We start from the raw sequence: 23787 nt of genomic DNA, 5'->3' as shown, positions 1-23787 counted from the left end.
CTACAAGAGCGGGCAGGCAATGCCTAGGCATTGCGCGCCGTATCCTCACACGATCGCGTCACCCTTCGCGGAAGGCTTTAGCGAAGTAATCTGACAGTGGTTTGACAAGGTAGGCCAAAGGTGTGCGATCTGCGGTGCGAATATAGGCCTCCACCGGCATACCGGGCAGCAAGGTCACATCGGCTGGCAGTTTCGACAGTTCCTCCGCCGAAACAGCGATTTCTGCGCGGTAGTAGGACGCGCGGCTGGCCTCATCGGTGAAAGCATCCGCCGACACCTGCGCCACCGTGCCAGACAATTCCGGCGTGGTGCGCTGGTCCAAGGCGGGAAAGCGCAGCGTCACCGACTGACCGGGATAGACCTGATCCACGTCCGTTGTCGCAACCTGCGTGGCAATGACCAGCGGGCGATCCTGCGGCACCAAATAAAGAACCGGATCGGCAGGCCGCACCACCGAACGCGGGGTGTAGAACTGCAAAGCATGCACAATGCCGGAAACAGGTGCGCGAATGTCCATCCGGCTGAGGCGCAGCGCCTGCGCCCGCCGTGTCTCCGCCAATTCCAATTCGCGGTATTGTAGGTCACGCAACTGGGACACCGCCTGTTCACGTCGGGTGGTCTGCAGCTTCAGGATCTCAATATCAATTTCGGTAATGCGCCCCTCAGATTCTGCAACCTGTGCGGCCAAGGCCCCCACCTCGCCGCTGAGGCGCGCCTGCTGACGTTGCAGGTTCAGAACAACCGAAGCCTGTGCCAACCCGCGTTCCAACAGGCGGTTCTGGCCGGACAGCTCTTCCTCGATCAAAGAGAGCTGCTGGCGCAATGCCTCTTGCTGGGCGTTCACCCCCTCGACTTGACTGCGGATCTGGGCCTGACGGCGTTCCAGCTGTTGCGTCTCACGCGCAATCGATTCGTCCCGCGCCTGCATCAGGCGCAACTGGCCGTCGATCATCGATTGCACATCTGCGTCCGCCTGACCTGCGGCCAGCAATTCGGGATCAAACGCCGCCTCAGCGCTGCCATTCTGCTCGGCCTGCAATCGACCGCGGCGGGCCATAATCTCGAACAGTTGCGCCTCAGTGATGGCCAATTCGGACTGCACCTCTGTCGGATCCAGCCGGATAACCAATTGGTCGCGCTGCACCATGTCGCCTTCATCCACCAACAGATCAGCAATCACCCCGCCATCGGGGTGCTGTACCACCTGTCTGTTTTGATCGACCTCTATCTGGCCGCTGGTAACAATCGCACCGGCGATTTCGGTTAGGGTCGCCCATGCGCCAAAACCACCCAAGAGCAGTGTTAGGGTAACAGCACCCAATGTTAGCGGGCCGCGCGGGGAAAAGCGGGTCATTGCACGCCTCCTGTACCTTTACTGCGTTCGATCTGCTGGTGGTTCTGCACAACGTTGCGCAGCACCTCTTCCTTCGGGCCAAAGGCACGTACGGTGCCCTGATCCAACATCAACAGCGTATCGCATTCCTGAATGGCCGCCGGGCGGTGCGCCATGATCAAGACTGCCTTGCCCGCCTGTTTCTGCGCCTTGATCGCGCGGTTCAGCGCCGCAGAGCCTTCGTTGTCGAGGTTGGAGTTCGGCTCGTCCAACACCAGAATAACCGGGTCGGCATAAAGCGCACGGGCCAAGCCGATGCGCTGGATCTGACCGCCAGACAGCCGCCCGCCAGAGGCGCGGACCTGTGTGTCATAGCCTTCGGGCAGTTTCAGGATCATTTCATGTGCGTCAGCACGGCGAGCGGCCTCCACGATTTTGGCAGCATCCGGTGCAGGTGACAGACGCGCGATATTTTCCGCGATCGTCCCGTCAAACAGCTCCACCCGTTGGGGCAGATAGCCGATCAGCTGGCCCAGCACAGTTGGATCGTACTGATCCAACGTTGCGCCATCTAGGCGGATTTTTCCGCCCGCAGGTCTCCATACGCCCGTCAGCGCCCGCGCAAGCGAGGATTTGCCTGCCCCTGATGGACCGATCACGCCGCAGGCCTGCCCCGGCTCCACACGGAAATTCAGCATGCGCAAGGTCGCCTGCGCCGCCCCCGGTGGCACCAGAGTCAAATTCTGCACCTCCAGCTTGGCCGCAGGGGAAGGCAGCGAGGTGCGCGACACCTCTGCCGGAACCTCGCCCAGCAGGTCAGCCAGACCAGACCAACCTTTCGTCGCACGCTGCACCACTGCCCATTGATTCACCAACAACTCAATCGGCGCCAACGCCCGTCCCATCAGAATCGAACCGGCGATCATCGCGCCGGGCGACAATTCCCCATGCAGCACCAGATAAGCACCAAGTCCCAACATCGCCGACTGCAAAAATAACCGAAAGGTTTTGGTCAGCACCGAAAACCCATTCCCGGTGTCAGAAGCAGCCACCTGCTGATCCAGCGCCTTATCCCGCGCCACCTGCCATCGTCGGAACGCAGCATCACGCATGCCGAGAGATTGCACCGCCTCTGCCTCTGTCTGCAGTTGGGTGGCCAGTCGGTCGGCGTTAACAGTCGCCTGTTGCGCCTCTGCCTGCGGGCTGCGCGAAAAGATCTGGTTGGCCACGGTGATCAGGATCAGGATCGCACCACCGCCCACAGCCAGATAGCCCAGCCAAGGGTGGAAAATCATGATCCCGAACAAAAACAATGGCGTCCACGGAATATCAAAAAGGGCGGTAAAGGCTGGCGCCGCCAGAAACCGCTGCACCGCCTCCAGATCGCGCAGGCCGCTGGCGGGCGGCTGATCTGGACGCAGGGCAGATTTGCGAATCACCGCATCAAACACCCGTTGATCCAGACGCGCCTGAAACCGTGCGCCAACCCGCGACATGATCCGCCCCCGCGCCAAATCAAGAAGCCCCATCATCAGAAACAAAAAAGTGATGAGCAGCGTCAGGCCCAGCAGCGTCGCCTCTGAACGGCTGCCCAACACCCGATCATAGATCTGCATCATATAGAGTGGACCGGTCAGCATCAGCAGATTCACAAAGACACTAAACAGGGCTACAGCCCAGAAAAGACGGCGATTTTCGCGCCGTACCGCGCGAAGTTCTGCGCGGCCTTGACCTTTAGATGCGGAAACTGCCGCCATTTTAATCACCTTTATCTTCAGCGCCCAGCGACATGACGCTGCGAAACTTGCCATATGGCCTGCACAGCATCACAATCACCGGACATATTGCCGACCTGATCCACTTGCCTATATCAGCAGCCTTCGCTGCCTGTTTGACACGCTGACACACAGGCCATGTTTCAAATCTGCCACAACCTCCCAGCTGTTTCAGCGCAAAAGCGCCAACGGTTCTGGGCATTCAACTTGGTTGGGTTAGATAAACCCTGAGTTAATATTCCTGGTGCAAGACCGATGATGCCATTTCCGACAAAACGCGCCCTCCGCGCAACCTCTCTGACGATTACAACTGCTATTCTTTTGGCAGCCTGTGCGAATGTTGAGGAACAAGGCGTCTCCGGCAGCGGAACCCACGACCCGTTTGAGAGCGCGAACCGCGCGGTCCACCGCTTCAACGTGGGCGCGGATAGAATCGTGCTGCGCCCGGTCAGCCGTGGCTATGATGCCGTGGTGCCGGATGGCCTGCAGACCGCGATCACCAACGCCAGCGACAATCTGAGCGAGCCAAGTCGTTTCCTGAACCATAGTCTGCAGGGCAATGGTACTGGTGCGGCCAGATCGGCCTATCGTTTTCTGGTAAACTCCACCCTTGGTCTGGCTGGCACCTATGATCTGGCCGGCGCCGTAGGGGTTGAGGCAGATGATACCGACTTCGGCGAAACCCTGCACGTTTGGGGCAGCGGTGAAGGCGCCTATGTGGAACTGCCGCTGTTGGGTCCGTCGACCACCCGTGATGCAACCGGCCGCGTCGTGGATGCGGTGACCAACCCGATGTCTTACGTGCTGAACGCGGATGCGCGGTCCCTGCGCACTGGGCTTAATGTTGCCGATCAGGTCGGCGACCGTGCCCGCTTTGGTGACACCATTGATGGCGTGCTCTATGAAAGCGCCGACAGTTATAGCCAAACACAACTTCTTTACCTGCAAAACCGCCGCTTTGAACTGGGAATTGAGGCACCGGATGCCTACATAGACCCGACCGAGATTGATACCGAAGGTTTCTAAGATATGCCGATGATCGACCGCCGCACCTTTCTGGCCAGCGTAACAGCTGTTGCCGTCACTGCGCCCAGTTTTGGTTGGGCGCTGAACAACACTCAGGCCAAATCGCTGGTCGGTCATCTTGTGGATGAGATCAACACTGTGATCTCTTCGGGCAAGAGTGAGTCCGCGATGATCCGCGAATTTGAAAGCATTTTCAAACGCTACAGCGACACCTCCTATATTGCTGCCTACGCAATGGGTGTGGATGGCCGGCGCGCCAGCGCTGCACAGAAAAAAGCGTTCTCCAAAGCATTCACCTCTTACATCGCGCGCAAATACGGCAAACAGTTCCGCAGCTTTGCCGGTGGCCGCCTTGAGGTGCAGGACGTGAAGAAGGTGAAAAGCTTCTATCAGGTACGCACTATGGCATTCCTGCCGTCGCAATCCCCGTTCGAGGTGGATTTCCACGTCTCTGACCGCAGCGGCAAGGATCTGTTCTTTAACCTTCACGTCGAAGGTATCAACATGCTGCTGACCGAACGCGAAGAGGTTGGCGCGATGCTAGACAAGCGCAAAGGCAACATTGACAAGATGATCGCTGACCTGTCCAAAGCAGGCTAACTAGCCAACCAACTGACTATAGAAGAGCGGGCATTGCCCGCTCTTTTACGTTTCTTGCTGCACGTCTGCGATCCGCATCATGCAGACACATGTTTCTGCGCCACGCGCGCCTCCACCTCAGCCTTGAGGCTACGATTAAAGGCCTGATAGCCCGCCAAATAGATCTGCGACAGCTTCCCGCCCAAGAGCCAACTCAGCCCCTTACTGATCTCATCGCTTTGGATAAAGCGTGTGCAGGACGGTCCGGCCAACCCAATCTGAAACAAATGATTGTCGCAGATTCCCATCGGGCCACGTTCCGCCCAACGGAAATGGCTGCCCTCCTCCACTTCGATCTTGTGCGCAATCTCGTTGAAGCGCTGCTTTTTAGGATTCAGCTGAAACTGCAGACGCAATGTCGCGCCATGCTGCATCCGACCATGCACCCCCACCATGAACGCTGCCCAATCTGGGTAGCTGTCAAAATCGCTCAACACCGCCCAGACCTGCGCTGGCGTCGCATCAATCAGAATGTCGGTGTAGATTCTGCGGTGTCCTAAAGCTACCTTTTCGATTTTGGCCGTTTGCCGCGCGATTTCCATACTGTACCCCAGAATAATTTTTACAAATGATGCGATTTTGTATATTTGACAATTAGGTCGCAATTGTCAACATACCCGTATGACTGACCACGCCTCCATGACGGACAAAGAACGCACAATCGCCACAGCCGCCCTGCAGGCCTATGCCCGACAAGGCGTGCGGCGCACGACCATGACCGATGTGGCCAAAGAGGCAGGTGTCACACGCCAGACTGTCTACAATACCTTTGCCAATACAGACGCTGTGCTGGCCGCAGCCATTCAGGCCTATGTCGATATACTGTGGGCGGACATCACCACTGACTGGCAACGTTGCAACACGCTGGCGGAAAAGCTGGATGTGATGCTGCACCGTTTCGTTGTGGATAGTTGGGAGTTTCTAAACAGCTCGGACGCAGCTGCGGAACTGCAGGGCGGCTACAACGCGGCAGGCAAGGCGGCGATTGAACGGGCGCGGCTGGGGTTCCGTAAGGATATCGCCGATCTGTTCACACCGCATGAGGATGCGCTGCGACGCGCGGGCACCGATCCCTTGACCGTGGCGGACTTCATTGGCGCAGCCACAGAGGGCATCAAATACAACAACAAAACCCGCGACGCGCTCATGCGCGCGCTTGCCACGCTTAAGGCCAGCCTACTCGCCGTTGCAGGCGTAAAGTAAACCCAGATCCGTCAGCGACGATCAGTTGCCGCCGAAGATCCCCCGCAGCAGATCATTGATGCCAGTGCGGGTGTCTTCGCGGACCGGATCCGGTGCAGTATTGCGCGCAGGCGTGCCCCCACGCAGCATCGGCAGCGGGCGAGGTGTCATACCCTCATGCACGCGACGCATGGTTTCATGCCAGATCTCGGCCGGCAGGCCCGACCCGGTCACGCCGGTCAAGGGGGTGTTGTCATCATACCCCATCCAGACACCCGCTACGTAATCAGCGGTAAAGCCGATGAACCACGCATCCTTGGCCCGCTGCGAGGTACCGGTCTTGCCCGCCACTTCCCAGTCGGGAATGGTGGCGCGACGACCAGTGCCTTCACTGGCGACCACATGCATCATCCATGTCAGCTCCCGGGCGGCATCTTCGCTGATCACCCGCTCCCCTATGCCGCCGGTGGAGGTCATCAAGGGGTCCAGATCGCCCTGCATACGCAATTCGACCAAACCATAGGGCCGCACCGAACTGCCACCGTTCAAAATGCCCGCATAGGCGCCAGTCACTTCCAAAAGGCTGGTGTCTGATGCGCCCAGTGCCAGCGATGGCCCCTTGGCCAGATCAGAGCCAATGCCAAAGTCAGTCGCCACCTTACGCACATTGTCCAACCCCGCTTCGCGCGCGATTTTCACTGCAGGAATGTTCAGCGACACGCGCAACGCCTCTGTCAGGGTGACGGACCCATAGAATTGACGGTCATAATTCTGTGGCGACCAAGGGGAGGATCCGGGAATGTTGATAGTGATCGGCTCGTCCACGACAACGTCGTTTGACGACCAGCCCAGTTCCAGCGCGGTAGCGTAAACAAAGGGTTTGAATGCAGATCCGGTTTGCCGCTTCGCCTGCACGGCACGGTTAAAGGCGCCGGTCACCTTGGTCTTGCGTCCGCCGACCATGGCACGCACCGCACCATCTGCGGACATCACCACGATCGCGGCCTGCGCTTTCGATCCCTCGCGCACCTTCTCGGAGAAGATGTGGTTCATCGCATCCTCTGCCGCCTGCTGGATGTCCTGATCCAACGTGGTGCGGATCACCACGTCAGAGGTGGAGTTGCGGGTGAAAAATTCGGGCCCCGATGACATGACCCAGTCAGCGAAGTAACCACCGGCACGGGCCTGCGCGGCAGGCGACAAGGTTGCGGGGTTGGCGCGGGCGTTCTCTGCGGCCTTTGACGACAGATAGCCTTGGTCCTGCATCAGCCCGATGATCACCCCCGCGCGGTTCTGACTGCGCGACAGGTTGCTGGTCGGTGCCAGCGACGACGGCGCGGTCAGCAGCCCCGCGATCATCGCACCCTCTGCCGGCGACAGCGCTGCGGCGGGTTTGCCGAAATAGCGTTGCGATGCTGCTTCTGCCCCATAGGCACCTCCGCCCATATAGGCGCGGTTCAGATAGATCGAGAGGATCTCATCCTTGGTATATTTGGCTTCCATCGCCAGCGCATAAACCGCCTCTTTGCCTTTGCGCCACAACGACCCCTGACGGCAATCCGCCTCATAGGCGGCTTCGCTTTCCCATATGGTGTCATCATAGACGACCCCCAGACACAGCAGCTTTGCCGTTTGCTGGGTGATGGTGGACCCGCCGTGACCAGACAAAGGCCCGCGCCCTTCGCGCAGGTTGATGCGCACAGCACTGGCAATGCCGCGCGGCGACAGGCCGAAATGGCCGTAGAACCGTTTGTCCTCGGTCGCGACGACGGCGTTTTTCAGATGTGGCGACACGGTATCGGCTGTCACAACGCCGCCAAACTGATCACCGCGCCAGGCAAAGACCTCGCCCTCGCGATCCGTCATCACCACAGACCCGTTAGCACGCCCGTCCAGTAACGCAGTAAATTCCGGCAGGGTGGAATAGACATAGCTGACCGCCAACCCCACGACGATACCCACCATCAAAGCAACCCGCCAACTGAAGGCCCAGATCAGCCCAAACACCCAGCCAAAGATCACCCGGAAAAACCGCACGATCGGATTACCGCGACGCTTGGACTTGCCGCGTCGCACTGTGGTTTTACGCGCCGTAGTTTTGCGGGCGGCAGCCTTCTTGTGTGTGGGTTTGGATTTTGGCTTAGCCTGCGCACGCGCTGTCGGTTTAGCTTTGCCTGCAGGTTTCGGCCCATAGCGACGCTCCGCTACCAATGGCGGCGCCTTGCGACCGGATTTGCGCCCTGAATCACTCATGTCTGTGTCCTGCCTGAAACCTGCTTTTTGTTAATCTTACCGTGCTATCGCCGGATTGTTGAGACAGTGATTCCAACTCTGGCAGTTCTTTGCGCGACTATTTTTTGTGCATTCTTGCCATAGCGCACAAATTTTAATCTGCGCCGTTGCGGAATTCCTGTGCAGTTGCAGCATTTCCTTCACCAAACGCCCCCTGCTGCTGTTGGTTGATCCCGTACTTTCGCGGGACAGCCCCCCCCCTACTTAAGGGACCGCCGACCCGCTGGAATTCGATCAGGTTACTGAAGGGGAACAAGGTGAAACTAATTGTTGCAACGATCAAACCGTTCAAGCTGGAGGAGGTCCGCGAAGCGCTGACTGAAATCGGCGTGCGCGGCATGATGGTCACTGAAATCAAGGGCTTCGGCTCGCAGTCCGGGCACACTGAGATCTACCGCGGCGCAGAATACGCGGTGAACTTCGTCCCTAAAATCAAACTGGAAATTGTGGTGAGCGCGGCAATGGTCGACCAGACCGTTGAGACCATCACCAACACCGCCCGCACCGGCAAGATCGGTGACGGCAAGATCTTTGTGCTGGATGTGGCACAGGCCGTGCGCGTGCGTACCGGCGAAACCAACGACGACGCGATCTAAGCGCCGAGGGGGAAAGGACAATGCAAATGAACCGTATCACCAAACTGGGTCTGGTCAGCGCCGCTGCGCTGCTGCCGACCCTGGGCTGGGCCGAAGAGGCCGCCCCCGTTGCCGGCGTAGACGCTGCCAGCGACACCATCTTCATCCTGAACTCGTTGCTATTCCTCGTAGGTGGCTTCCTGGTGTTCTGGATGGCCGCAGGCTTCGCGATGCTGGAAGCAGGCCTGGTCCGTTCCAAGAACGTGACCATGCAGTTGATCAAAAACGTCTCGCTATTCTCGTTGGCCGCGATCTTTTACTACCTGATCGGCTACAACCTGATGTATCCGCTGGGCACCTGGGCCGTCGAGGGCGTGCTGTCGGGCGTCTGGGGCGTTGGCGTTCTGGAATCCGTTGGCGTTGGTCGTGATGGCGCCGATGACTATGGCTATGCCTCTACCGGCTCCGACTTCTTCTTCCAGCTGATGTTCTGTGCGGCCACCGCATCGATCGTATCCGGCACTCTGGCCGAGCGTATCAAACTGTGGCCCTTCCTGATCTTCACCATCATCCTGACCAGCCTGATCTATCCATTCACTGCATCGTGGACATGGGGCGGCGGTTTCGTTGGCGAAGCAGGCTTCTCGGACTTCGCTGGCTCGACCATCGTACACTCTGTTGGTGGCTGGGCAGCACTGACCGGTGCAATCATCCTTGGCCCGCGTATTGGCAAGTACAAGAACGGCAAAACCATTCCGATCCCCGGCTCGAACCTGACCCTCGCAACACTGGGTACGTTCATCCTGTGGATGGGTTGGTTCGGCTTCAACGGTGGTTCGCAACTGGCCATGGGCACTGTGGGTGATGTTGCTGACATCTCGCGCATTTTCTCCAACACCAACGCTGCTGCGGCAGGCGGCGCCATCGCGGCCCTGATCCTGACCCAAGTGATGTACAAAAAGCCTGATCTCACCATGGTGCTGAACGGCGCACTGGCCGGTCTGGTATCCATCACTGCGGAACCCCTGACCCCGTCGCTGGGTCTGGCCACCATCATCGGTATGGTTGGCGGTGTGATCGTTGTCTTCGCCGTACCGTTCCTGGACAAGCTGAAGATTGACGACGTTGTTGGCGCCATTCCGGTTCACCTGTTGGCCGGCATCTGGGGCACCATCGCTGTGGTTCTGTCCAACGGGGACGCATCCCTGGGCACCCAGCTCTACGGTATCGTAGTTATCGGCGGCGCGACCGTAGTGCTGTCCACCATCGTCTGGTTCGCCCTAAAAGCCATCATGGGCCTGCGCGTCGACGAAGAGACCGAAATCAACGGTCTGGACATGGCAGAGCTGGGCATGGAAGCCTATCCTGAGTTCTCCAAGGGCTAAGCTCTAAGGAACCAACACAAATAGAAACGGGGCCAGTTATGGCCCCGTTTTTCGTTATTGCAAATCTCGGGATCAGTCCCTGAGCAACATCAGCAGCGCCACAATCGTCAGCGCGACACCGCCCAGCACCAGCACCGGCGGCACCCCGTTGCCCAGCGCCACCTCCCAGACCAGAACCCAAGAGGGCACCAAATAGGTGTAGGCCATAACCTTGGCCGCAGGCAGGCGCAAAGCGGCAAACTGCAACAACACGAAGGTCGCCGCCGACGCGGCCAGCGCCACGTAGAGGATGGTGACCCAAACGATCGACGGCAGCGCGCCCCAGTCGATGGTCACTAGATCACCCCACCCCCAGATTAGCGCGACGAAGAAACAGGCCAACGTCACCCCGAATGAAAACTGCAACGCGGTTTCGCCACGATTGAGCTTCTTAACCAGCGGGGTGTAGATTGCATGCGCCGCGCAACCGACGAAATAGATCACCTCGCCCTTACCCACCCCAAAGCCAAGGAGTGCTGACAGATCAGCTCGAAAGATCACCCAAAGCGCCCCGATCGCGCCGATCAGCAGCGCCAGCGCCATGTGGCGCGTTGTGATCTGGCGCAGCAAAATGTAACCAGCCAGACCGCTCATGATCGGGGTCAGTGTAAAGACCGCGGCGGCCGACACCGGCGGCGCGGTTTTCAACCCCTCAAACATCAGGATAAAGTAGGTGGCAAAAACCACCGCCAGTGCCCCATAGCGCCATGGCGCCTGCCACATCCCGCGTGGCAGGCCAACAGTGACCTTCGCCGCCAGTCCCAGCGTCGCCGCCGCAATGGCAAAGCGCACCGCGTTCAATGCAGCCGGCGCCATCTCGTTCGCCACCAGAGAGCCAAGCGAAAACGACCCCGCCACCAGCGCCGAAAACAACAGCATCGCCAGATGCCCGCGCATGATCTGCGACATGTCAGATCCAGTCTTTCGCGTATTCCTTAAGATGGCTCAAGAATGCTTGCACTTTGGTGGTACGATGCAGATCCACATGGGTCACCAGCCACAGCGGGCTGGGCCACTCCTGTGAATGCGCCTTGATCTCCACCAGATCGGGATGACGCTGAGCGCTCCAGGTGGTGGTGAAGCCGATCCCCATGCCTTCATGTACCGCCAATTGCAGCGCCCGAATGTCAGAGGAGCGGAAGGCGATATTCTCTTCGGGGATGTTTTCCCAGATCCAACGAATGAACGGCGCGCGACTGTTACGGTCATCGGCGCAGATAAAGCGGTGATTGACAAAATCAGCCTCCGTTTCAGGCATACCAAACTTATCGATATAGGCCTTTGAGGCATAAAGCGTGGTGTTCTGCTCGATCAGGGGCTGAACCACGTTATCCGGCTCTTCCGGAGCTGCACCCGCACGAATCGCTACATGCGCCTCGCCATACTCCAGCCGGAACAAACGATCACCTGTCAGGAAGCGCAGGATCACGTCGGGGTATTTGTCCTGAAAATCCGCCAGCGCAGGAATCAGCAACGGCGCCAGACCGGAAAGGGAGGTAATCACCAACTCCCCCGACACATCATTGCCCTGCCCCTTCACACGGCTGGCAAGCTGGCTCAACTGCTCATCGGTCGTTTGAGCGACCCGCATCAGATCGGTGCCCGCCTCCGTCGGAGTGTAGCCGCGCGCATGGCGCTGAAACAGCTTCACGCCCAGACGGGTTTCCAAGGCGTCGATATGACGGATCACGGTGGCGTGGTGGACGCCCAAAATCTCTGCCGCGCCACTAACCGTGCCCATTTTGGCAACTTGATAGGCGGTGCGCACCTCATCCCAGTTTTCCATGCTGACCTCTCTGCTCGTCGATATGTCGGGAATTTCTCTGTGCAAAATATCACATATATACGCCAAAGTCGCAAGTTGTGTTCATCAACGCCGCAATATACTGGATCTTTGCCGCAGCTGGCCTGACCCACCTCTTTGCACCGATGTTGTCCTTACCAACAGCCACCGACACCCGTTCGAGTCAACATTGCTTGACTCTGTGCCCCAATCGGCGTATCGCCACACCAACATCCGGAAGCCCCTATTGTCTTCCGGTCCTATGCGTTTGCAAGGATCGCCCCCCGTCAGCGAGTTTCGCCCACGGGGGACATTGGCATATGGGGCTTTGCTGCCTACCTGTAAGGCGCATGGAATTAGGTAAAGTGTAGGAGCGGCGCCAATGTTTGAAAATCTATCTGAACGCCTTGGCGGCGTCTTTGATCGTCTGACCAAACAGGGCGCGCTGTCCGAAGAGGACGTCAAAACCGCCTTGCGCGAAGTGCGCGTTGCCCTACTGGAAGCAGACGTTTCCCTGCCCGTCGCCCGCGACTTCGTTAAAAAGGTACAGGAACAGGCCACCGGTCAGTCAGTCACCAAATCGGTGACGCCCGGTCAGCAGGTGGTGAAGATCGTTCACGACGCCCTGATCGACGTGCTGCGTGGCGAAGGTGATCCCGGTGCACTGAAGGTGGACAACCCGCCTGCCCCGATCCTGATGGTCGGTCTGCAAGGGTCTGGTAAGACCACCACCACCGGTAAACTGGCGAAACGGTTGAAGGAAAAAGACGGCAAGCGCGTCCTCCTCGCCTCACTCGACGTTTACCGTCCGGCCGCGATGGATCAGCTGGCGGTTCTGGGGCAACAGATTGGTGTGGACACCCTGCCAATCGTGCCAGGCCAGAAACCCGTCGACATCGCCAAACGCGCCAAACAGCAGGCCGTTATGGGCGGTTATGACGTCTATATGCTGGACACCGCCGGTCGTCTGCAGATCGACGAAGTGTTGATGCAAGAGGTTGAGGATGTCCGCGACGTCGTCAGCCCGCGTGAAACCCTGCTGGTCGTCGATGGCCTGACCGGTCAGGTCGCCGTTGAGGTGGCAGAAGAGTTCGACAACAAAATCGGCATCTCCGGCGTTGTGCTGACCCGTATGGACGGTGACGGTCGCGGCGGTGCTGCCCTGTCGATGCGTGCTGTCACTGGCAAGCCGATCAAATACGTCGGCCTTGGCGAAAAGATGGACGCGCTCGAAACGTTCGAGCCGGACCGGATCGCGGGCCGCATCCTTGGCATGGGCGACATCGTTGCCCTGGTGGAAAAAGCGCAGGAAACCATCGAGGCCGAACAGGCCGAACGGATGATGAAGCGCTTCACCAAGGGTCAGTTCAACATGAACGACCTGAAGATGCAGCTGGAACAGATGCTGAAAATGGGCGGCATGGAAGGCATCATGGGCATGATGCCTGGCATGGGCAAAATGGCCAAACAGGTGCAGGATGCCGGTTTTGACGACAGCATCATCAAACGTCAGATCGCCCTGATCCAGTCGATGACCAAGAAAGAACGCGCCAACCCCGCCCTGCTGCAAGCGAGCCGCAAGAAACGCATCGCCGCCGGTGCCGGCCAGCAGGTCAGCGACCTGAACAAACTTCTGAAAATGCACCGCCAGATGGCGGACATGATGAAGAAGATGGGCAAAATGGGCAAAGGCAAGATGATGAAACAAGCCATGAAGGGCCTGATGGGCAAAGGCGGTTCGCCCGCGGACATGGCCGCAATGGGCGGTATGGATCCCAGCCAGCTGGACCCCAAAGCACTGGAAGCTGCCGCAAAAGCCATGGGCGGCAGCAAGGGCCTGCCCGGCGGGCTACCCGGCCTTGGCGGCATGGGCGGCTTACCCGGTGGTCTGTCTGGTTTCGGCAAGAAGAAATAAGCGAAGAGATCCCGTGATGAAACCGCTCCTCCTGTCCTGCGCCCTGCTGCTGACCGCCGCCTGTGGCGACCTTGTTACCGTAGATCTGGACACGACGCCTGATGGTCCGGTGCGTGGTGACTATCGCACCATGCTGGATGGCATCCCTGCCACCGTCACCGCACGCGGCACAGACGCAGAGGTGGTGTTTGAAGAAAGCGGCAAAAGCCGTGGCTATAGCCGCCTATTCGCGCTGGCGGACACTGAACTGCGCCGCACGACTGGCTGCCGCGAGGTGCGTATCCTCAGCCGTGATGCACAAGCGAACCCCTTTGGCACCACCACCAGCTTGATCTTCGAGCTGGACGAATGCCCTCCCGTCTAATTCCCTGATAGAGATCCATAAGAACCCTACCGTGACCCAGACCGCCTCACATATCCCAACTCTGGAAACAGAACGCCTAATCCTGCGTGCGCCGTCGCTCAGCGATTTTGAGCCGCTGTGCGCGTTCTATGATTCCGCGCGGGCTAAATACGTTGGCGGCCAGATGGACGCGGAAAAGGTCTGGCGTCATCTGGCGCTAGAGGCAGGGCATTGGACCCTGATGGGTTATGGCCGCTGGACACTGGTGGAAAAAGCCTCTGAACTGCCCTGCGGCATGGTCGGCCTGTGGAATCCCGAAGGCTGGCCCGAGCCGGAGATTGGCTGGGACCTGTTTGATGGGTTCGGCGGCAAAGGCTACGCGACAGAGGCCGCACTGGCCGCACGCAGCTTTGCCTATGATGTTCTTGGCTGGAACACCGTGATTTCGCTCATCGCATCGGAGAACCACGCCTCGCGCAGCGTTGCGCAGCGCATGGGTGCGACGCAGGACGGTGTATTCAGTCACGTTCGCTTTGGCGATGTCGAGGTCTGGCGCCACATGGCACCGGCGGACATCGAAAACGGTGGAATGGAGGCCTACGCATAATGCCTGTAGAAATCCCCGTTCTGGAAACCAAACGTCTGATCCTGCGTGGCCCGACTCCGGAAGCCTATCCCAGTTTCAAATCCACCTTCACCAGCTACCGTGCGCGTTTCATGGGCGGGCCGTTGAACGACTATGAAACATGGATGCTCTACGCGGCAGAGATCGGCCATTGGCAGATCCGCGGCTATGGCATGTGGGTGATCTATGACCGTGACAGCGGCAAGGCACTGGGCATGGCAGGCGGCTGGAAACCGGCAAAATGGCCCGAGGCCGAACTGGCCTGGATCATCTGGCCCGAGGTTGCAGGCCGTGGCTATGCGCTGGAGGCAACGCATGCGGTGCGGGATTACCTCTATGCGGAAATGAGCTGGAATAGCGCCGTGTCCTACATTGATCCCAAAAACCTCGACTCGATCCGTTTGGCCGAACGTCTGGGCGCGGAAAAGGACCCACAGGCCGCGACTGTCGACGGCCATGACATTGTTTATCGCCATCCGACCGCCGATCAACTGGCGGGCAGCCAGCTGACTCACGGCATCGAGATGGAGATCGCCAACTACGCCGACCCGCTGTTCAAACCGAAAGGATTTGCACTTGACTGACGCTGTAAGCCGCGCCGCGGACCTGCTGAAAGAGCACCGCGAAAGCATCGACCGTCTGGATGCGATCCTCGTCTACACTCTGGGCGAGCGTTTCAAACACACTCAGGCGGTGGGCAAGCTGAAAGCGACCCACGACCTTCCCCCGTCCGATCCCGCGCGCGAAGCGAAACAGATCGCACGTCTCGAAGATCTTGCAAAACGGGCTGACCTAGACCCCGAGTTTGCCAAGAATTTCCTGAATTTCATCATTGCTGAGGTCATTCAGCACCACAAGAAACATCAGGAATAACAAACCGTTGGGCAGACCCTAATCTGTCCTTCGACCCAAACCGCACCGATCCGGTGCACCCAAATATGCACAACCGTGCACACGCCATTATAGGAGATACACCCATGGCTATGAAAATTCGTCTCGCCCGCGGCGGTTCCAAAAAGCGCCCCTTCTACCGCGTTGTTGCAGCAGACTCGCGCATGCCGCGTGACGGCCGCTTCATCGAGAAGCTGGGCACCTACAACCCACTGCTGCCCAAAGACAGCGAAGAGCGCGTAAAACTGAACATGGAACGCGTTCAGTACTGGCTGGACCAAGGCGCGCAGCCGTCCGACCGTGTATCGCGTTTCCTGGAAGCGGCTGGTGTTCTGGCGAAGAAAACCCGCAACAACCCTGAAAAAGCTGTTCCCGGCAAAAAAGCGCAAGAGCGCGCTGAAGAAAAAGCCGCCAAAGCAGCTGAAGCTGCTGAAGCAGCAGCCGAAGAGTAAAAACAGAGGGCGCTGGGATGCACACCTTCCCGGAAACATTCCAGCGTGATCTGGACGATCTGCTGCGCTGGCGGCGCGATGTGCGCCACTTTCGCAGCGATCCTGTGGACGAGGCGCTGCTACAGCAGTGCCTCGACGCATTTCTGGTCGCTCCCTCAGTGGGGCTGTCGGAACCATGGCGGATTATTCGCGTCGAAAGTGATGCTGCCCGCACCGCAGCCTTAGCGAATTATCAGGCCGCCAATGCCGAAGCGTTGACTGGCTACAAAGACGACAAAGCCGCGCTTTATGCGCAGCTAAAATTGTCGGGCATGCAGGAGGCGCCGGTGCAGCTGGCAGTCTACTGCGATGAATGCACCCAGAAGGGTGCGGGCCTTGGTGCAGGCACGATGCCAGAAATGCGCCGATATTCTGTTGTATCTGCCATCAACCTGTTCTGGCTGGCCGCGCGCGCGCGTGGCATCGGGGTTGGCTGGGTGTCGATCTTGGATCCTGTGCAACTGAACCGCGATCTTGATGTGCCCGAGGAGTGGCAGTTGGTGGGCTACCTCTGCGTCGGTTACCCCGAAGAGGCCAATGACACCCCCGAGCTGGAGCGTAAAGGGTGGGAAGACCGTCGTAACGCCCTACCAATTGAGACCCGCTAAGGGCCTGTGCTGCCTTAAGATCACCATCGAATTGCCCCCAAGCGACAGAGGCGCTATCACTGTCGGAAATAGCGTAGCGAAGGTGACACCACCATGAGCGAAAATGACGATATGATCTGTGTAGGCTCCATCGCTGGGGCCTTTGGCGTGCGCGGCGAGGTACGGCTGAAAAGTTATACCGCCGATCCCGCCGCGATTGAGGATTACAATCCCCTGACGACAGAAGATGGCAGCCGCGTCTTTGATGTTGGCGTGTTGCGCGTCATCAAAAACGGCCTGTCGGTACGCCTCTCGGATGTCTCCAGCAAGGAAGAGGCCGACGCGCTGCGCGGGCTGAAGCTCTATGTGCCGCGCGACCGCCTACCGTCACTGCCGGATGATGAATATTACCACACAGATTTGATGGGGCTGGAGGTGTTTGACACCGGCGGCACCAAACTGGGCATGGTGAAGGCGGTGCAGAACCACGGCGCGGGTGACCTGTTGGAAATCCACGGGCCAGGCCTGAAAACCACTGTACTTCTGCCCTTTACGCTGGCGGCGGTGCCGACGGTGGATCTGCGCGCGGGTCGCATTATCGCCGATCCGCCGGACGGATTGTTCCCAGAGTAATCGACTGGGGTAAGGGGCAAAATGGCAATGCAGCGCATTCTGGTTCATGCAGGGTTTTACAAAACCGGCACCACCAGCCTGCAAGCACAACTGAACTGTCTTGCTGACCCGCTGAAACCCTATTTCCATTTCTACGGGCCCGGCGCCGTGCAGCGCAGCGGTGCCTTGGCGCGGGAATTTGCCCGCTCGCAATCCGATGAAGCACGGCGCGCTTTTCGCCGCAGCTTCAAACGCTTTGCTGAGACCTTGCCTGACACCGGTAATATCGTCATCAGCCGCGAAAACTTCGCCGGTATCATGCCCGGTCACCGCGGCGTGGATGGCGAGATACTGACCGGCATCAATCCCGCCGCACGGATGCTGGCGCGTGATATCCGCGCCGGACTGGAAAGGCGGTTCGGCAGTCAGATGGAGCTGCACTTCCTCTATTCCATACGGGACCGTACGGACTGGATGAAGTCGGTGCACGGGCATCAACTGCGCTCTACCGGATTGCGCGATGACCTCGTCCGGTTTTCAGAGCTGTTTCCGCGTAATTTCGACCTGCGCAAAGACGCCGAAAAGATCGCGCAGGCCCTGACGCCGACGCCCGTGCATATCCGCGCACTGGAAGACTACCGCGCCCACCCCCAAGGCCCTGCTGCGATGGTGTTGGAGCTGATGGAGGTGCCGCAAACGGTGATCGACACCTTGCCACAGGCAGCTCGCCAGAACGCAGGGCAGGATGAGGCACTCAGGGCAGAATTTCTACGCCTGAACCGGCTGGGCATGGACCGCGCCGCATTACACGCAGCCAAACATGCGCTGTTGCCGCCCGACCCAACCGCAGGGTAAGAGCACCCCATGACTGATACGCCCAAAACCGATACGCCAGCCCCCAAGCCCAAGTCGCATGGCCGTCTGGCTGTGCGCCCCACGTTCAAACCGCGTGAGTTGATTGAAAGCAATCCGCGGCTGGCGGGCGTCTGGACCGCGCGAATTATCACGCTGTTTCCCGATGCTTTCCCCGGCGTGCTGGGCGAAAGTCTGACGGGCAAAGCACTGCGCGATGGCAAGTGGCAGCTGGAAACCACCAATCTGCGCGACTTTGGCGTCGGCAAACATCGCAATGTCGATGACACCCCTGCCGGCGGTGGTGCGGGCATGGTGCTGCGCCCTGACGTGCTGGGCAATGCAATTGATCAGACGATGCAGGGCGCGCGCGGACGTTGGCCACTGGTCTACCTATCGCCACGCGGCCGCCGGTTCGATCAGGCGATGGCGCGTCACTGGGCCGGCTGCGACGGCGTGACCCTGCTCTGTGGCCGGTTTGAAGGCGTCGATCAACGGGTGCTGGACCACTACCAGATCCAAGAGGTGTCGCTGGGCGATTTTGTCCTGACGGGTGGTGAGATTGCCGCACAGGCCATGCTGGATGCCACCGTGCGACTGCTGCCTGACGTCCTCGGCAACGCCGCAAGCATCGAGGATGAGAGCCATTCAAACGGCCTGTTGGAACATCCCCAATACACCCGTCCCGCCGAATGGAACGACCGTTTGATCCCTGATGTGCTAATGTCCGGCCACCACGGCAAGGTCGCAGAGTGGCGACACGAGATGAGCGAAGAGATCACCAAAGAACGTCGCCCCGATATGTGGCAGCGCTATGAGGCGCAACAGGACCCCAAAAAACCCGGAAATAGGGGTTAACACAGGTCTTTTTGCCTTCCCAGGCGTCCTTGCACCCTGCCCCTGCGCTATCGTGACCACAGGCGCCGCCACGGCGAATCTGACGCGCCGCATGGCGCCAAGGCTAAATTGGGACCAGAGATTTCACAGAATGGTGGTCAGTTCGCATAGATCTGTGATCCGCCAGACGTGGGATTTATCGTTTATCAGAGGGCGGAGAAGATGTTGATCGCGCACGGATTTTATCCCACTCTGACGCCATATTAAACCGCGGCCCAAAGGGCACGGCAGACATAGGAGACAGTGACATGGCCGGAAAATTCGAACTTTACCAGGACAAGGCAGGCGAATACCGCTTCCGCCTCAAAGCGGGCAATGGCGAAAACATCCTCGCCTCCGAAGGCTACAAACAGAAAGCCAGCTGTGAAAACGGCATCACGTCAGTACAAAAAAACGCCGCAGACGACGGCCGTTATGAGCGCAAAGAAACCAGCGCAGGCAAGTTCATGTTCAACCTCAAGGCCACGAACGGTCAGGTAATCGGCACCTCACAAAGCTACACCAGCGCCTCCGGCCGTGACAATGGCATTGAATCGGTAAAGAAAAACGCGCCCAACGCCACAGTCATCGAAGTCTGAAGCCGTGACTTAAAGTAATTGGCACGCCAGATGGGGTCTCTGGCGTGCCGGCATTTCTGCGGATAACCGGAAGGGAAAGCCTGCAGAAAAGGGAGTAAAATATATCTGGCACCGCGCCCATCATGCGTAGTTGGGGCAGCAATACGGTAATGCCTGCGTGACACCCTGATTGGCGCGGGAAACAAAAGCCTTAACAATCACTTACCTCAGGGTGTTAGCTATCCAGCTGCAGAGTCTCAAAACAACCTATCTATATCGATAGGTTGACGTTGACCTACCGCCACTAATCAAGCTGCTAGCTATCTTCAACAAATGGCGCTGATCCTTCGGTGTTACGCCTGTCTGCAACCAGCCTCAGAATACTCTAGTGGAAGAAGCCCACGACGTCGCACAAGCCCTGTCGTTTCCGAATTAATCCACAGATTTAGCAAACGGAGCTCTATTGTCCCTTAGGGCGCAATTTGCTTGGTCCGGATCGCCTCCACCAGCGCCTGCTCACGGGTTTTAGCGCCCAGTTTCTTGCGCGCAGCGACCACATGGGCGCGCACCGTCACCTCTGCGATGCCAAGGCGGTAGGCAATTTCATCATTGCGAAACCCTGTAGCCAGCAAGGACAACACATCGCGTTCACGGTCTGACAATGGCTGTCGGGCAATCAGCCGCGCCAAATGCGGCTCCACCTCTTGTGGCTCATCCACAAAGGCCGCGATGAGTGCCGCAACTTGCTGCAGTTCCCGCTCGTTGTGGGCACGGTGAAAATCGTGTTCACTCAGGTCACCTGCGAAGACCACCAGTTTAGTATGAGGATTGTTCCCATCGGCGAACTTAAAGGTCAAAAGGCGATCATAGCCATAAGCCGCCAACCCCGCGCCATAGGCCCGTTCGACAGTTTCAGAACGATCGCAGGCCAGCATGCCTTCACTGGTCAACACCTGCTGTCTGGGAGCATGTGCTGCCTGCAAAACAAGAGGATCGACCGTGATATAGCTTTCAGCAATATATTCCTCGAGCCATTGCTGCGACATCGAACTGCGCAGCGACAGGACCGCGTGATCTTCGTCTGCCAGATTGGCGATGTTCAGGGCAGCTGCTCCGATGGTCTTGGTCAGGGATTGAGCCACTTGCCATCGATCCGCCCCCGTTTCCGCACTCAAAAAACTCTCAACTGCAGTCAGTATCAACTCACTAATCTGCGGCCTCTATTTTTATCGTAGAACTATCTCTCTTCTGTCGTCATTCGCCGAAACCTAGCAGAGATTGCCCTTTTCGCCAAAACATGCCTCCTTCGTCCTTATTTTTCAGCCCTTCGAGCCTGTTTCACCGTGCAAAAACGCTTGCTCCTTGCACGTCCTGCCCCTATACACCGCCCGTCTACGCCCGGAATCGGTCTGTGGACCTGCGGTATATGCGCCTGAGGTCTTCTTCGGCTTCACCTTGGCCCAGCCTGCAGCAGATAAGAAAACGATCCGATCTCTGGCGGGCGCTGCGGCGGACCCGGTCGAAGACCAAGAGCTCTCGGGACGGCATTCACCTTTGCGGAACAACCGCAAGCATAAAAGGAGATGGTCAATGGACCTGATCGCACAGCTGGAGGCGGAACAAATCGCCGCCCTGGGAAAAGACATTCCCGATTTCAAAGCCGGTGACACCATCCGCGTCGGCTTCAAAGTGACCGAAGGCACCCGTAGCCGTATTCAGAACTACGAAGGCGTTTGCATCAGCCGTAAAAACGGCGCAGGCATTGCTGGCTCGTTCACTGTTCGCAAGATTTCGTTCGGTGAAGGTGTGGAACGTGTGTTCCCGCTGCACTCGACCAACATCGACTCGATCACCGTTGTACGCCGTGGCCGCGTTCGTCGCGCCAAACTGTACTACCTGCGTACCCGTCGCGGTAAATCCGCACGTATCGCCGAAGTTACCAACTACAAAGCCCCCAAGGCTAAAGCGTAAGGACTGGTTCGATGAAAGCAGATACCCATCCCGATTACCACTTCATCGACGTGAAGATGACCGACGGCACCATCATCAAGATGCGTTCGACCTGGGGCGCCGAAGGCGACACCCTGGCGCTGGACATCGACCCGACCGTACACCCGGCATGGACCGGTGGCGGTGCACGCCTGCTGGACGCCGGCGGCCGCGTATCGAAGTTCAAAAACAAATACGCTGGTCTGGGCTTCTAAGCCAAACCACCGGTTTAATACGGAAAACCCCGCCTTTGTGCGGGGTTTTTTGTTGTCTGAATACCTACTGATATTTGCCTGAACATGATCACATAATGGTCGCGCAAAGATGAGCGCCGCGTGTCAAAGCGTTACTACCCATTAACTGTTTCCTCGCTAATGTCCTCTGCACACATCTGGAGAGGACAGCGAATGAAACCGTTTCTTGGCGCCCTTGTGGCCTTTACCCTTTCGAGCACTGCTACACTGGCGGGCAACTGGACGCTGGACAATGATGCATCACATCTGGCGTTCGGGTCGATCAAAAGCAATTTCATCGGTGAGGTGCATCACTTCGGCAAACTGTCCGGCAGCGTCGATAAGGCAGGAAATGCCAAGGTCGCGATCGACCTGTCGTCAGTGGAAACCAACATCGACATTCGCAACAGCCGCATGATCGAACATGTTTTCAAAACTGCAGGCAACGCCGATCTCACCAGCGCGCTGGATCTGGCCGCGATTGAGGCGCTGCCCGTGGGCGGCACCACCGTGATCGAAACAGAGGCAACGCTGGATCTGGTCGGCACAGAGGTCGAGATGGACGTATCCCTCTTCATCGCCCGCCTGGCCGAGGACAAAGTGCTGGTCACTAGCAACGATTTCCTGTTCCTGGATACCGATGAGGCGGGCATTGACCCCGCAATCGACATCCTGAAAGAACTGGCCAGTCTGGAAAGCATCACCCGCGTGGCGCCTGTGTCGCTGCGCTTTGTCTTTACCAAAGAGTAAGCAGACAACACCAAAGGACCGCGAAGGGGGCGAAAAACGCTGCGCCCCCTTCCATATCCTGACAACAGATGTCATTCAGACTGTCCAAGAGCTAACAAGGCTTTGCAAATGGCGTGCGTCCCCATACGCTGGGGCAAAATCGCCGCATAAAAGCCGTATAAGGGCAGATAAGGGACAGATCGCAATGGCGCATATCATTGTTGTCGGCAACGAAAAGGGCGGCGCGGGCAAATCTACCGTGTCGATGCACATCGCAACCGCTTTGGCCCGCATGGGCAAACGGGTCGGCGTGTTGGATCTGGACCTGCGCCAGAAGAGCTTTGGCCGCTATGTCGAAAACCGTCGGGCCTTCATGACGCAGGCCGGACTGGATTTGCCGACGCCGGACTACCATGAACTGCCCGAAATTGATCAAACGGAACTGAAACCGGGTGAAAACCCTTATGATCATCGCCTGTCTGCGGCCATCGCATCGCTGGAGCCCGATCATGATTTCATCATGATCGACTGTCCCGGATCACATACCCGCCTGAGCCAGGTGGCGCATTCGCTGGCTGATACGCTGATCACCCCGCTGAACGATAGTTTTGTCGATTTCGACCTCTTGGCCAAGATTGACGGCGACGGAAAGAAAATCCAAGGACCCTCTGTCTATTCCGAAATGGTCTGGAACGCCCGCCAACTGCGGGCGCAGGCAGGCCTGAAGCCGATCGACTGGATCGTGCTGCGCAACCGACTGGGGGCACAGAACATGGTCAACAAGGAAAAGATGGGCAAGGCGCTGGACATGCTATCGAAACGCATCGGCTTTCGCGTTGCGCCGGGGTTCAACGAACGGGTGATCTTCCGCGAGCTGTTCCCACGCGGTCTGACACTGCTGGATCTGAAGGACATCGGGATTTCCAGTCTCAACATCTCTAACGTGGCTGCACGGCAAGAGCTGCGGGACCTGATCAAGGCAGTGAACCTGCCAGAGGTTGAACCCGACTTCTAATCGCACCTCTCTAGGAACGCAG

The 23787-nt window shown here is 58.4% G+C and carries 27 protein-coding genes; 20 read left to right on the top strand and 7 right to left on the bottom strand.

All coding sequences use genetic code 11. The features are described 5' to 3' along the window. Positions 1-58: 58 nt before the first annotated feature. Positions 59-1354 carry an HlyD family type I secretion periplasmic adaptor subunit gene (locus tag MHM86_RS13295; RefSeq protein WP_239200485.1) on the bottom strand — a complete coding sequence of 432 codons (1296 nt, stop codon included), beginning with the start codon at positions 1352-1354 and terminating at the stop codon, positions 59-61. Next, positions 1351-3090 (bottom strand): type I secretion system permease/ATPase, encoded by a 1740-nt coding sequence (locus tag MHM86_RS13290; protein WP_239200483.1) that lies wholly within the window; start codon positions 3088-3090, stop codon positions 1351-1353. The genes MHM86_RS13295 and MHM86_RS13290 overlap by 4 nt, the downstream gene beginning before the upstream one ends. Positions 3091-3366: 276 nt before the next feature. Between MHM86_RS13290 and MHM86_RS13285 the strand changes: the two genes are divergently transcribed. Beyond that, a complete protein-coding gene (locus MHM86_RS13285; RefSeq protein ID WP_239200481.1) occupies positions 3367-4134 on the top strand; it encodes a VacJ family lipoprotein in 768 nt (255 codons plus the stop codon). 12 nt (positions 4135-4146) lie between these two features. Continuing rightward, a complete protein-coding gene (locus MHM86_RS13280) occupies positions 4147-4734 on the top strand; it encodes an ABC transporter substrate-binding protein (RefSeq protein ID WP_239200698.1) in 588 nt (195 codons plus the stop codon). A 77-nt stretch (positions 4735-4811) separates the two neighbouring features. On the opposite strand, the gene MHM86_RS13275 is transcribed toward MHM86_RS13280, so the two are convergent. Next, complete coding sequence (locus tag MHM86_RS13275; RefSeq protein WP_239200479.1) at positions 4812-5315, bottom strand: SRPBCC domain-containing protein; 504 nt, start codon at positions 5313-5315, stop codon at positions 4812-4814. A gap of 79 nt (positions 5316-5394) precedes the next feature. Between MHM86_RS13275 and MHM86_RS13270 the strand changes: the two genes are divergently transcribed. After that, positions 5395-5976, top strand: a complete 582-nt coding sequence (locus tag MHM86_RS13270; protein WP_239200477.1) for a TetR/AcrR family transcriptional regulator — start codon at positions 5395-5397, stop codon at positions 5974-5976. Positions 5977-5997: 21 nt separating this feature from the next. Here MHM86_RS13270 and MHM86_RS13265 read toward each other — a convergent pair whose 3' ends face one another. After that, positions 5998-8208: a transglycosylase domain-containing protein gene (locus MHM86_RS13265; RefSeq protein ID WP_239200475.1), complete on the bottom strand. Its 2211-nt coding sequence runs from the start codon at positions 8206-8208 to the stop codon at positions 5998-6000. A 296-nt stretch (positions 8209-8504) separates the two neighbouring features. Between MHM86_RS13265 and MHM86_RS13260 the strand changes: the two genes are divergently transcribed. Then, positions 8505-8843 carry a P-II family nitrogen regulator gene (locus MHM86_RS13260; protein WP_239200473.1) on the top strand — a complete coding sequence of 113 codons (339 nt, stop codon included), beginning with the start codon at positions 8505-8507 and terminating at the stop codon, positions 8841-8843. A 26-nt stretch (positions 8844-8869) separates the two neighbouring features. Further along, a complete protein-coding gene (locus MHM86_RS13255) occupies positions 8870-10207 on the top strand; it encodes an ammonium transporter (protein ID WP_239200470.1) in 1338 nt (445 codons plus the stop codon). 72 nt (positions 10208-10279) lie between these two features. On the opposite strand, the gene MHM86_RS13250 is transcribed toward MHM86_RS13255, so the two are convergent. Together MHM86_RS13250 and MHM86_RS13245 are read right to left on the bottom strand one after the other, a co-directional pair. Then, the gene (locus MHM86_RS13250) at positions 10280-11155 is read right to left on the bottom strand and encodes a DMT family transporter (RefSeq protein ID WP_239200467.1); all 876 of its coding nucleotides are present in this window, start codon (positions 11153-11155) and stop codon (positions 10280-10282) included. Between the two features lies 1 nt (position 11156). After that, the gene (locus MHM86_RS13245) at positions 11157-12032 is read right to left on the bottom strand and encodes a LysR family transcriptional regulator (RefSeq protein ID WP_239200464.1); all 876 of its coding nucleotides are present in this window, start codon (positions 12030-12032) and stop codon (positions 11157-11159) included. A gap of 379 nt (positions 12033-12411) precedes the next feature. Here MHM86_RS13245 and ffh point away from each other — a divergent pair, with 379 nt between their 5' ends. From ffh to MHM86_RS13190, 11 genes are all read left to right on the top strand, one after another. Then, positions 12412-13944 (top strand): signal recognition particle protein, encoded by a 1533-nt coding sequence (gene ffh / locus MHM86_RS13240; RefSeq protein WP_239200461.1) that lies wholly within the window; start codon positions 12412-12414, stop codon positions 13942-13944. A 16-nt stretch (positions 13945-13960) separates the two neighbouring features. Beyond that, positions 13961-14308 (top strand): hypothetical protein, encoded by a 348-nt coding sequence (locus MHM86_RS13235; protein WP_239200458.1) that lies wholly within the window; start codon positions 13961-13963, stop codon positions 14306-14308. A 31-nt stretch (positions 14309-14339) separates the two neighbouring features. Then, the gene (locus MHM86_RS13230) at positions 14340-14894 is read left to right on the top strand and encodes a GNAT family N-acetyltransferase (RefSeq protein WP_239200455.1); all 555 of its coding nucleotides are present in this window, start codon (positions 14340-14342) and stop codon (positions 14892-14894) included. Further along, positions 14894-15496, top strand: coding sequence for a GNAT family N-acetyltransferase (locus MHM86_RS13225; RefSeq protein ID WP_239200452.1), 603 nt, complete (start codon positions 14894-14896; stop codon positions 15494-15496). Before MHM86_RS13230 ends, MHM86_RS13225 begins: the two co-directional genes overlap by 1 nt. Further along, entirely contained in the window at positions 15489-15785 is a 297-nt protein-coding gene (locus tag MHM86_RS13220) for a chorismate mutase (RefSeq protein WP_239200449.1), read from the top strand. Before MHM86_RS13225 ends, MHM86_RS13220 begins: the two co-directional genes overlap by 8 nt. A gap of 104 nt (positions 15786-15889) precedes the next feature. After that, positions 15890-16255, top strand: a complete 366-nt coding sequence (rpsP, locus tag MHM86_RS13215) for a 30S ribosomal protein S16 (protein ID WP_239200447.1) — start codon at positions 15890-15892, stop codon at positions 16253-16255. 17 nt (positions 16256-16272) lie between these two features. Beyond that, complete coding sequence (gene bluB / locus MHM86_RS13210) at positions 16273-16902, top strand: 5,6-dimethylbenzimidazole synthase (RefSeq protein ID WP_239200444.1); 630 nt, start codon at positions 16273-16275, stop codon at positions 16900-16902. A 93-nt stretch (positions 16903-16995) separates the two neighbouring features. Continuing rightward, a complete protein-coding gene (gene rimM, locus MHM86_RS13205) occupies positions 16996-17514 on the top strand; it encodes a ribosome maturation factor RimM (protein ID WP_239200441.1) in 519 nt (172 codons plus the stop codon). A gap of 21 nt (positions 17515-17535) precedes the next feature. Further along, positions 17536-18348: a hypothetical protein gene (locus MHM86_RS13200; protein WP_239200438.1), complete on the top strand. Its 813-nt coding sequence runs from the start codon at positions 17536-17538 to the stop codon at positions 18346-18348. A 9-nt stretch (positions 18349-18357) separates the two neighbouring features. Beyond that, positions 18358-19203, top strand: coding sequence for a tRNA (guanosine(37)-N1)-methyltransferase TrmD (gene trmD / locus MHM86_RS13195; protein WP_239200436.1), 846 nt, complete (start codon positions 18358-18360; stop codon positions 19201-19203). Between the two features lie 287 nt (positions 19204-19490). Further along, entirely contained in the window at positions 19491-19820 is a 330-nt protein-coding gene (locus MHM86_RS13190) for a YegP family protein (RefSeq protein ID WP_239200434.1), read from the top strand. Positions 19821-20269: 449 nt separating this feature from the next. On the opposite strand, the gene MHM86_RS13185 is transcribed toward MHM86_RS13190, so the two are convergent. Next, positions 20270-20941, bottom strand: coding sequence for a helix-turn-helix transcriptional regulator (locus MHM86_RS13185; protein ID WP_239200432.1), 672 nt, complete (start codon positions 20939-20941; stop codon positions 20270-20272). A 448-nt stretch (positions 20942-21389) separates the two neighbouring features. Here MHM86_RS13185 and rplS point away from each other — a divergent pair, with 448 nt between their 5' ends. The 4 genes from rplS (at position 21390) to MHM86_RS13165 (ending at position 23765) form a co-directional block, all read left to right on the top strand. After that, complete coding sequence (rplS, locus tag MHM86_RS13180; RefSeq protein WP_239200430.1) at positions 21390-21770, top strand: 50S ribosomal protein L19; 381 nt, start codon at positions 21390-21392, stop codon at positions 21768-21770. 11 nt (positions 21771-21781) lie between these two features. Continuing rightward, positions 21782-22003 (top strand): 50S ribosomal protein L31, encoded by a 222-nt coding sequence (gene rpmE / locus MHM86_RS13175; protein WP_058317729.1) that lies wholly within the window; start codon positions 21782-21784, stop codon positions 22001-22003. 192 nt (positions 22004-22195) lie between these two features. Then, positions 22196-22771, top strand: a complete 576-nt coding sequence (locus MHM86_RS13170; RefSeq protein ID WP_239200428.1) for a YceI family protein — start codon at positions 22196-22198, stop codon at positions 22769-22771. Positions 22772-22955: 184 nt separating this feature from the next. Next, positions 22956-23765: a division plane positioning ATPase MipZ gene (locus MHM86_RS13165; RefSeq protein WP_239200426.1), complete on the top strand. Its 810-nt coding sequence runs from the start codon at positions 22956-22958 to the stop codon at positions 23763-23765. Positions 23766-23787 lie beyond the last annotated feature (22 nt).

The sequence above is a fragment of the Thalassobius sp. Cn5-15 genome (assembly GCF_022347685.1).
Taxonomy (GTDB): Bacteria; Pseudomonadota; Alphaproteobacteria; order Rhodobacterales; family Rhodobacteraceae; genus Thalassobius.
The sequence above is the reverse complement of the archived record's forward strand: the minus strand, read 5'-3'. Positions and strand labels throughout refer to the sequence as shown.

What these genes read in the sequence shown, in the direction of transcription:
- bluB (WP_239200444.1), top strand. Translation starts at nt 16,273, where the DNA reads ATGCACACCTTCCCGGAAACATTCCAGCGTGATCTGGACGATCTGCTG.
- MHM86_RS13275 (WP_239200479.1), bottom strand. Translation starts at nt 5,315, where the DNA reads ATGGAAATCGCGCGGCAAACGGCCAAAATCGAAAAGGTAGCTTTAGGA.
- MHM86_RS13245 (WP_239200464.1), bottom strand. Translation starts at nt 12,032, where the DNA reads ATGGAAAACTGGGATGAGGTGCGCACCGCCTATCAAGTTGCCAAAATG.
- MHM86_RS13235 (WP_239200458.1), top strand. Translation starts at nt 13,961, where the DNA reads ATGAAACCGCTCCTCCTGTCCTGCGCCCTGCTGCTGACCGCCGCCTGT.
- rpmE (WP_058317729.1), top strand. Translation starts at nt 21,782, where the DNA reads ATGAAAGCAGATACCCATCCCGATTACCACTTCATCGACGTGAAGATG.
- MHM86_RS13270 (WP_239200477.1), top strand. Translation starts at nt 5,395, where the DNA reads ATGACTGACCACGCCTCCATGACGGACAAAGAACGCACAATCGCCACA.
- rimM (WP_239200441.1), top strand. Translation starts at nt 16,996, where the DNA reads ATGAGCGAAAATGACGATATGATCTGTGTAGGCTCCATCGCTGGGGCC.
- MHM86_RS13190 (WP_239200434.1), top strand. Translation starts at nt 19,491, where the DNA reads ATGGCCGGAAAATTCGAACTTTACCAGGACAAGGCAGGCGAATACCGC.
- MHM86_RS13265 (WP_239200475.1), bottom strand. Translation starts at nt 8,208, where the DNA reads ATGAGTGATTCAGGGCGCAAATCCGGTCGCAAGGCGCCGCCATTGGTA.
- MHM86_RS13250 (WP_239200467.1), bottom strand. Translation starts at nt 11,155, where the DNA reads ATGTCGCAGATCATGCGCGGGCATCTGGCGATGCTGTTGTTTTCGGCG.
- MHM86_RS13295 (WP_239200485.1), bottom strand. Translation starts at nt 1,354, where the DNA reads ATGACCCGCTTTTCCCCGCGCGGCCCGCTAACATTGGGTGCTGTTACC.
- MHM86_RS13200 (WP_239200438.1), top strand. Translation starts at nt 17,536, where the DNA reads ATGGCAATGCAGCGCATTCTGGTTCATGCAGGGTTTTACAAAACCGGC.
- MHM86_RS13225 (WP_239200452.1), top strand. Translation starts at nt 14,894, where the DNA reads ATGCCTGTAGAAATCCCCGTTCTGGAAACCAAACGTCTGATCCTGCGT.
- MHM86_RS13255 (WP_239200470.1), top strand. Translation starts at nt 8,870, where the DNA reads ATGAACCGTATCACCAAACTGGGTCTGGTCAGCGCCGCTGCGCTGCTG.
- MHM86_RS13290 (WP_239200483.1), bottom strand. Translation starts at nt 3,090, where the DNA reads ATGGCGGCAGTTTCCGCATCTAAAGGTCAAGGCCGCGCAGAACTTCGC.
- ffh (WP_239200461.1), top strand. Translation starts at nt 12,412, where the DNA reads ATGTTTGAAAATCTATCTGAACGCCTTGGCGGCGTCTTTGATCGTCTG.
- trmD (WP_239200436.1), top strand. Translation starts at nt 18,358, where the DNA reads ATGACTGATACGCCCAAAACCGATACGCCAGCCCCCAAGCCCAAGTCG.
- MHM86_RS13170 (WP_239200428.1), top strand. Translation starts at nt 22,196, where the DNA reads ATGAAACCGTTTCTTGGCGCCCTTGTGGCCTTTACCCTTTCGAGCACT.
- MHM86_RS13285 (WP_239200481.1), top strand. Translation starts at nt 3,367, where the DNA reads ATGCCATTTCCGACAAAACGCGCCCTCCGCGCAACCTCTCTGACGATT.
- rpsP (WP_239200447.1), top strand. Translation starts at nt 15,890, where the DNA reads ATGGCTATGAAAATTCGTCTCGCCCGCGGCGGTTCCAAAAAGCGCCCC.
- rplS (WP_239200430.1), top strand. Translation starts at nt 21,390, where the DNA reads ATGGACCTGATCGCACAGCTGGAGGCGGAACAAATCGCCGCCCTGGGA.
- MHM86_RS13165 (WP_239200426.1), top strand. Translation starts at nt 22,956, where the DNA reads ATGGCGCATATCATTGTTGTCGGCAACGAAAAGGGCGGCGCGGGCAAA.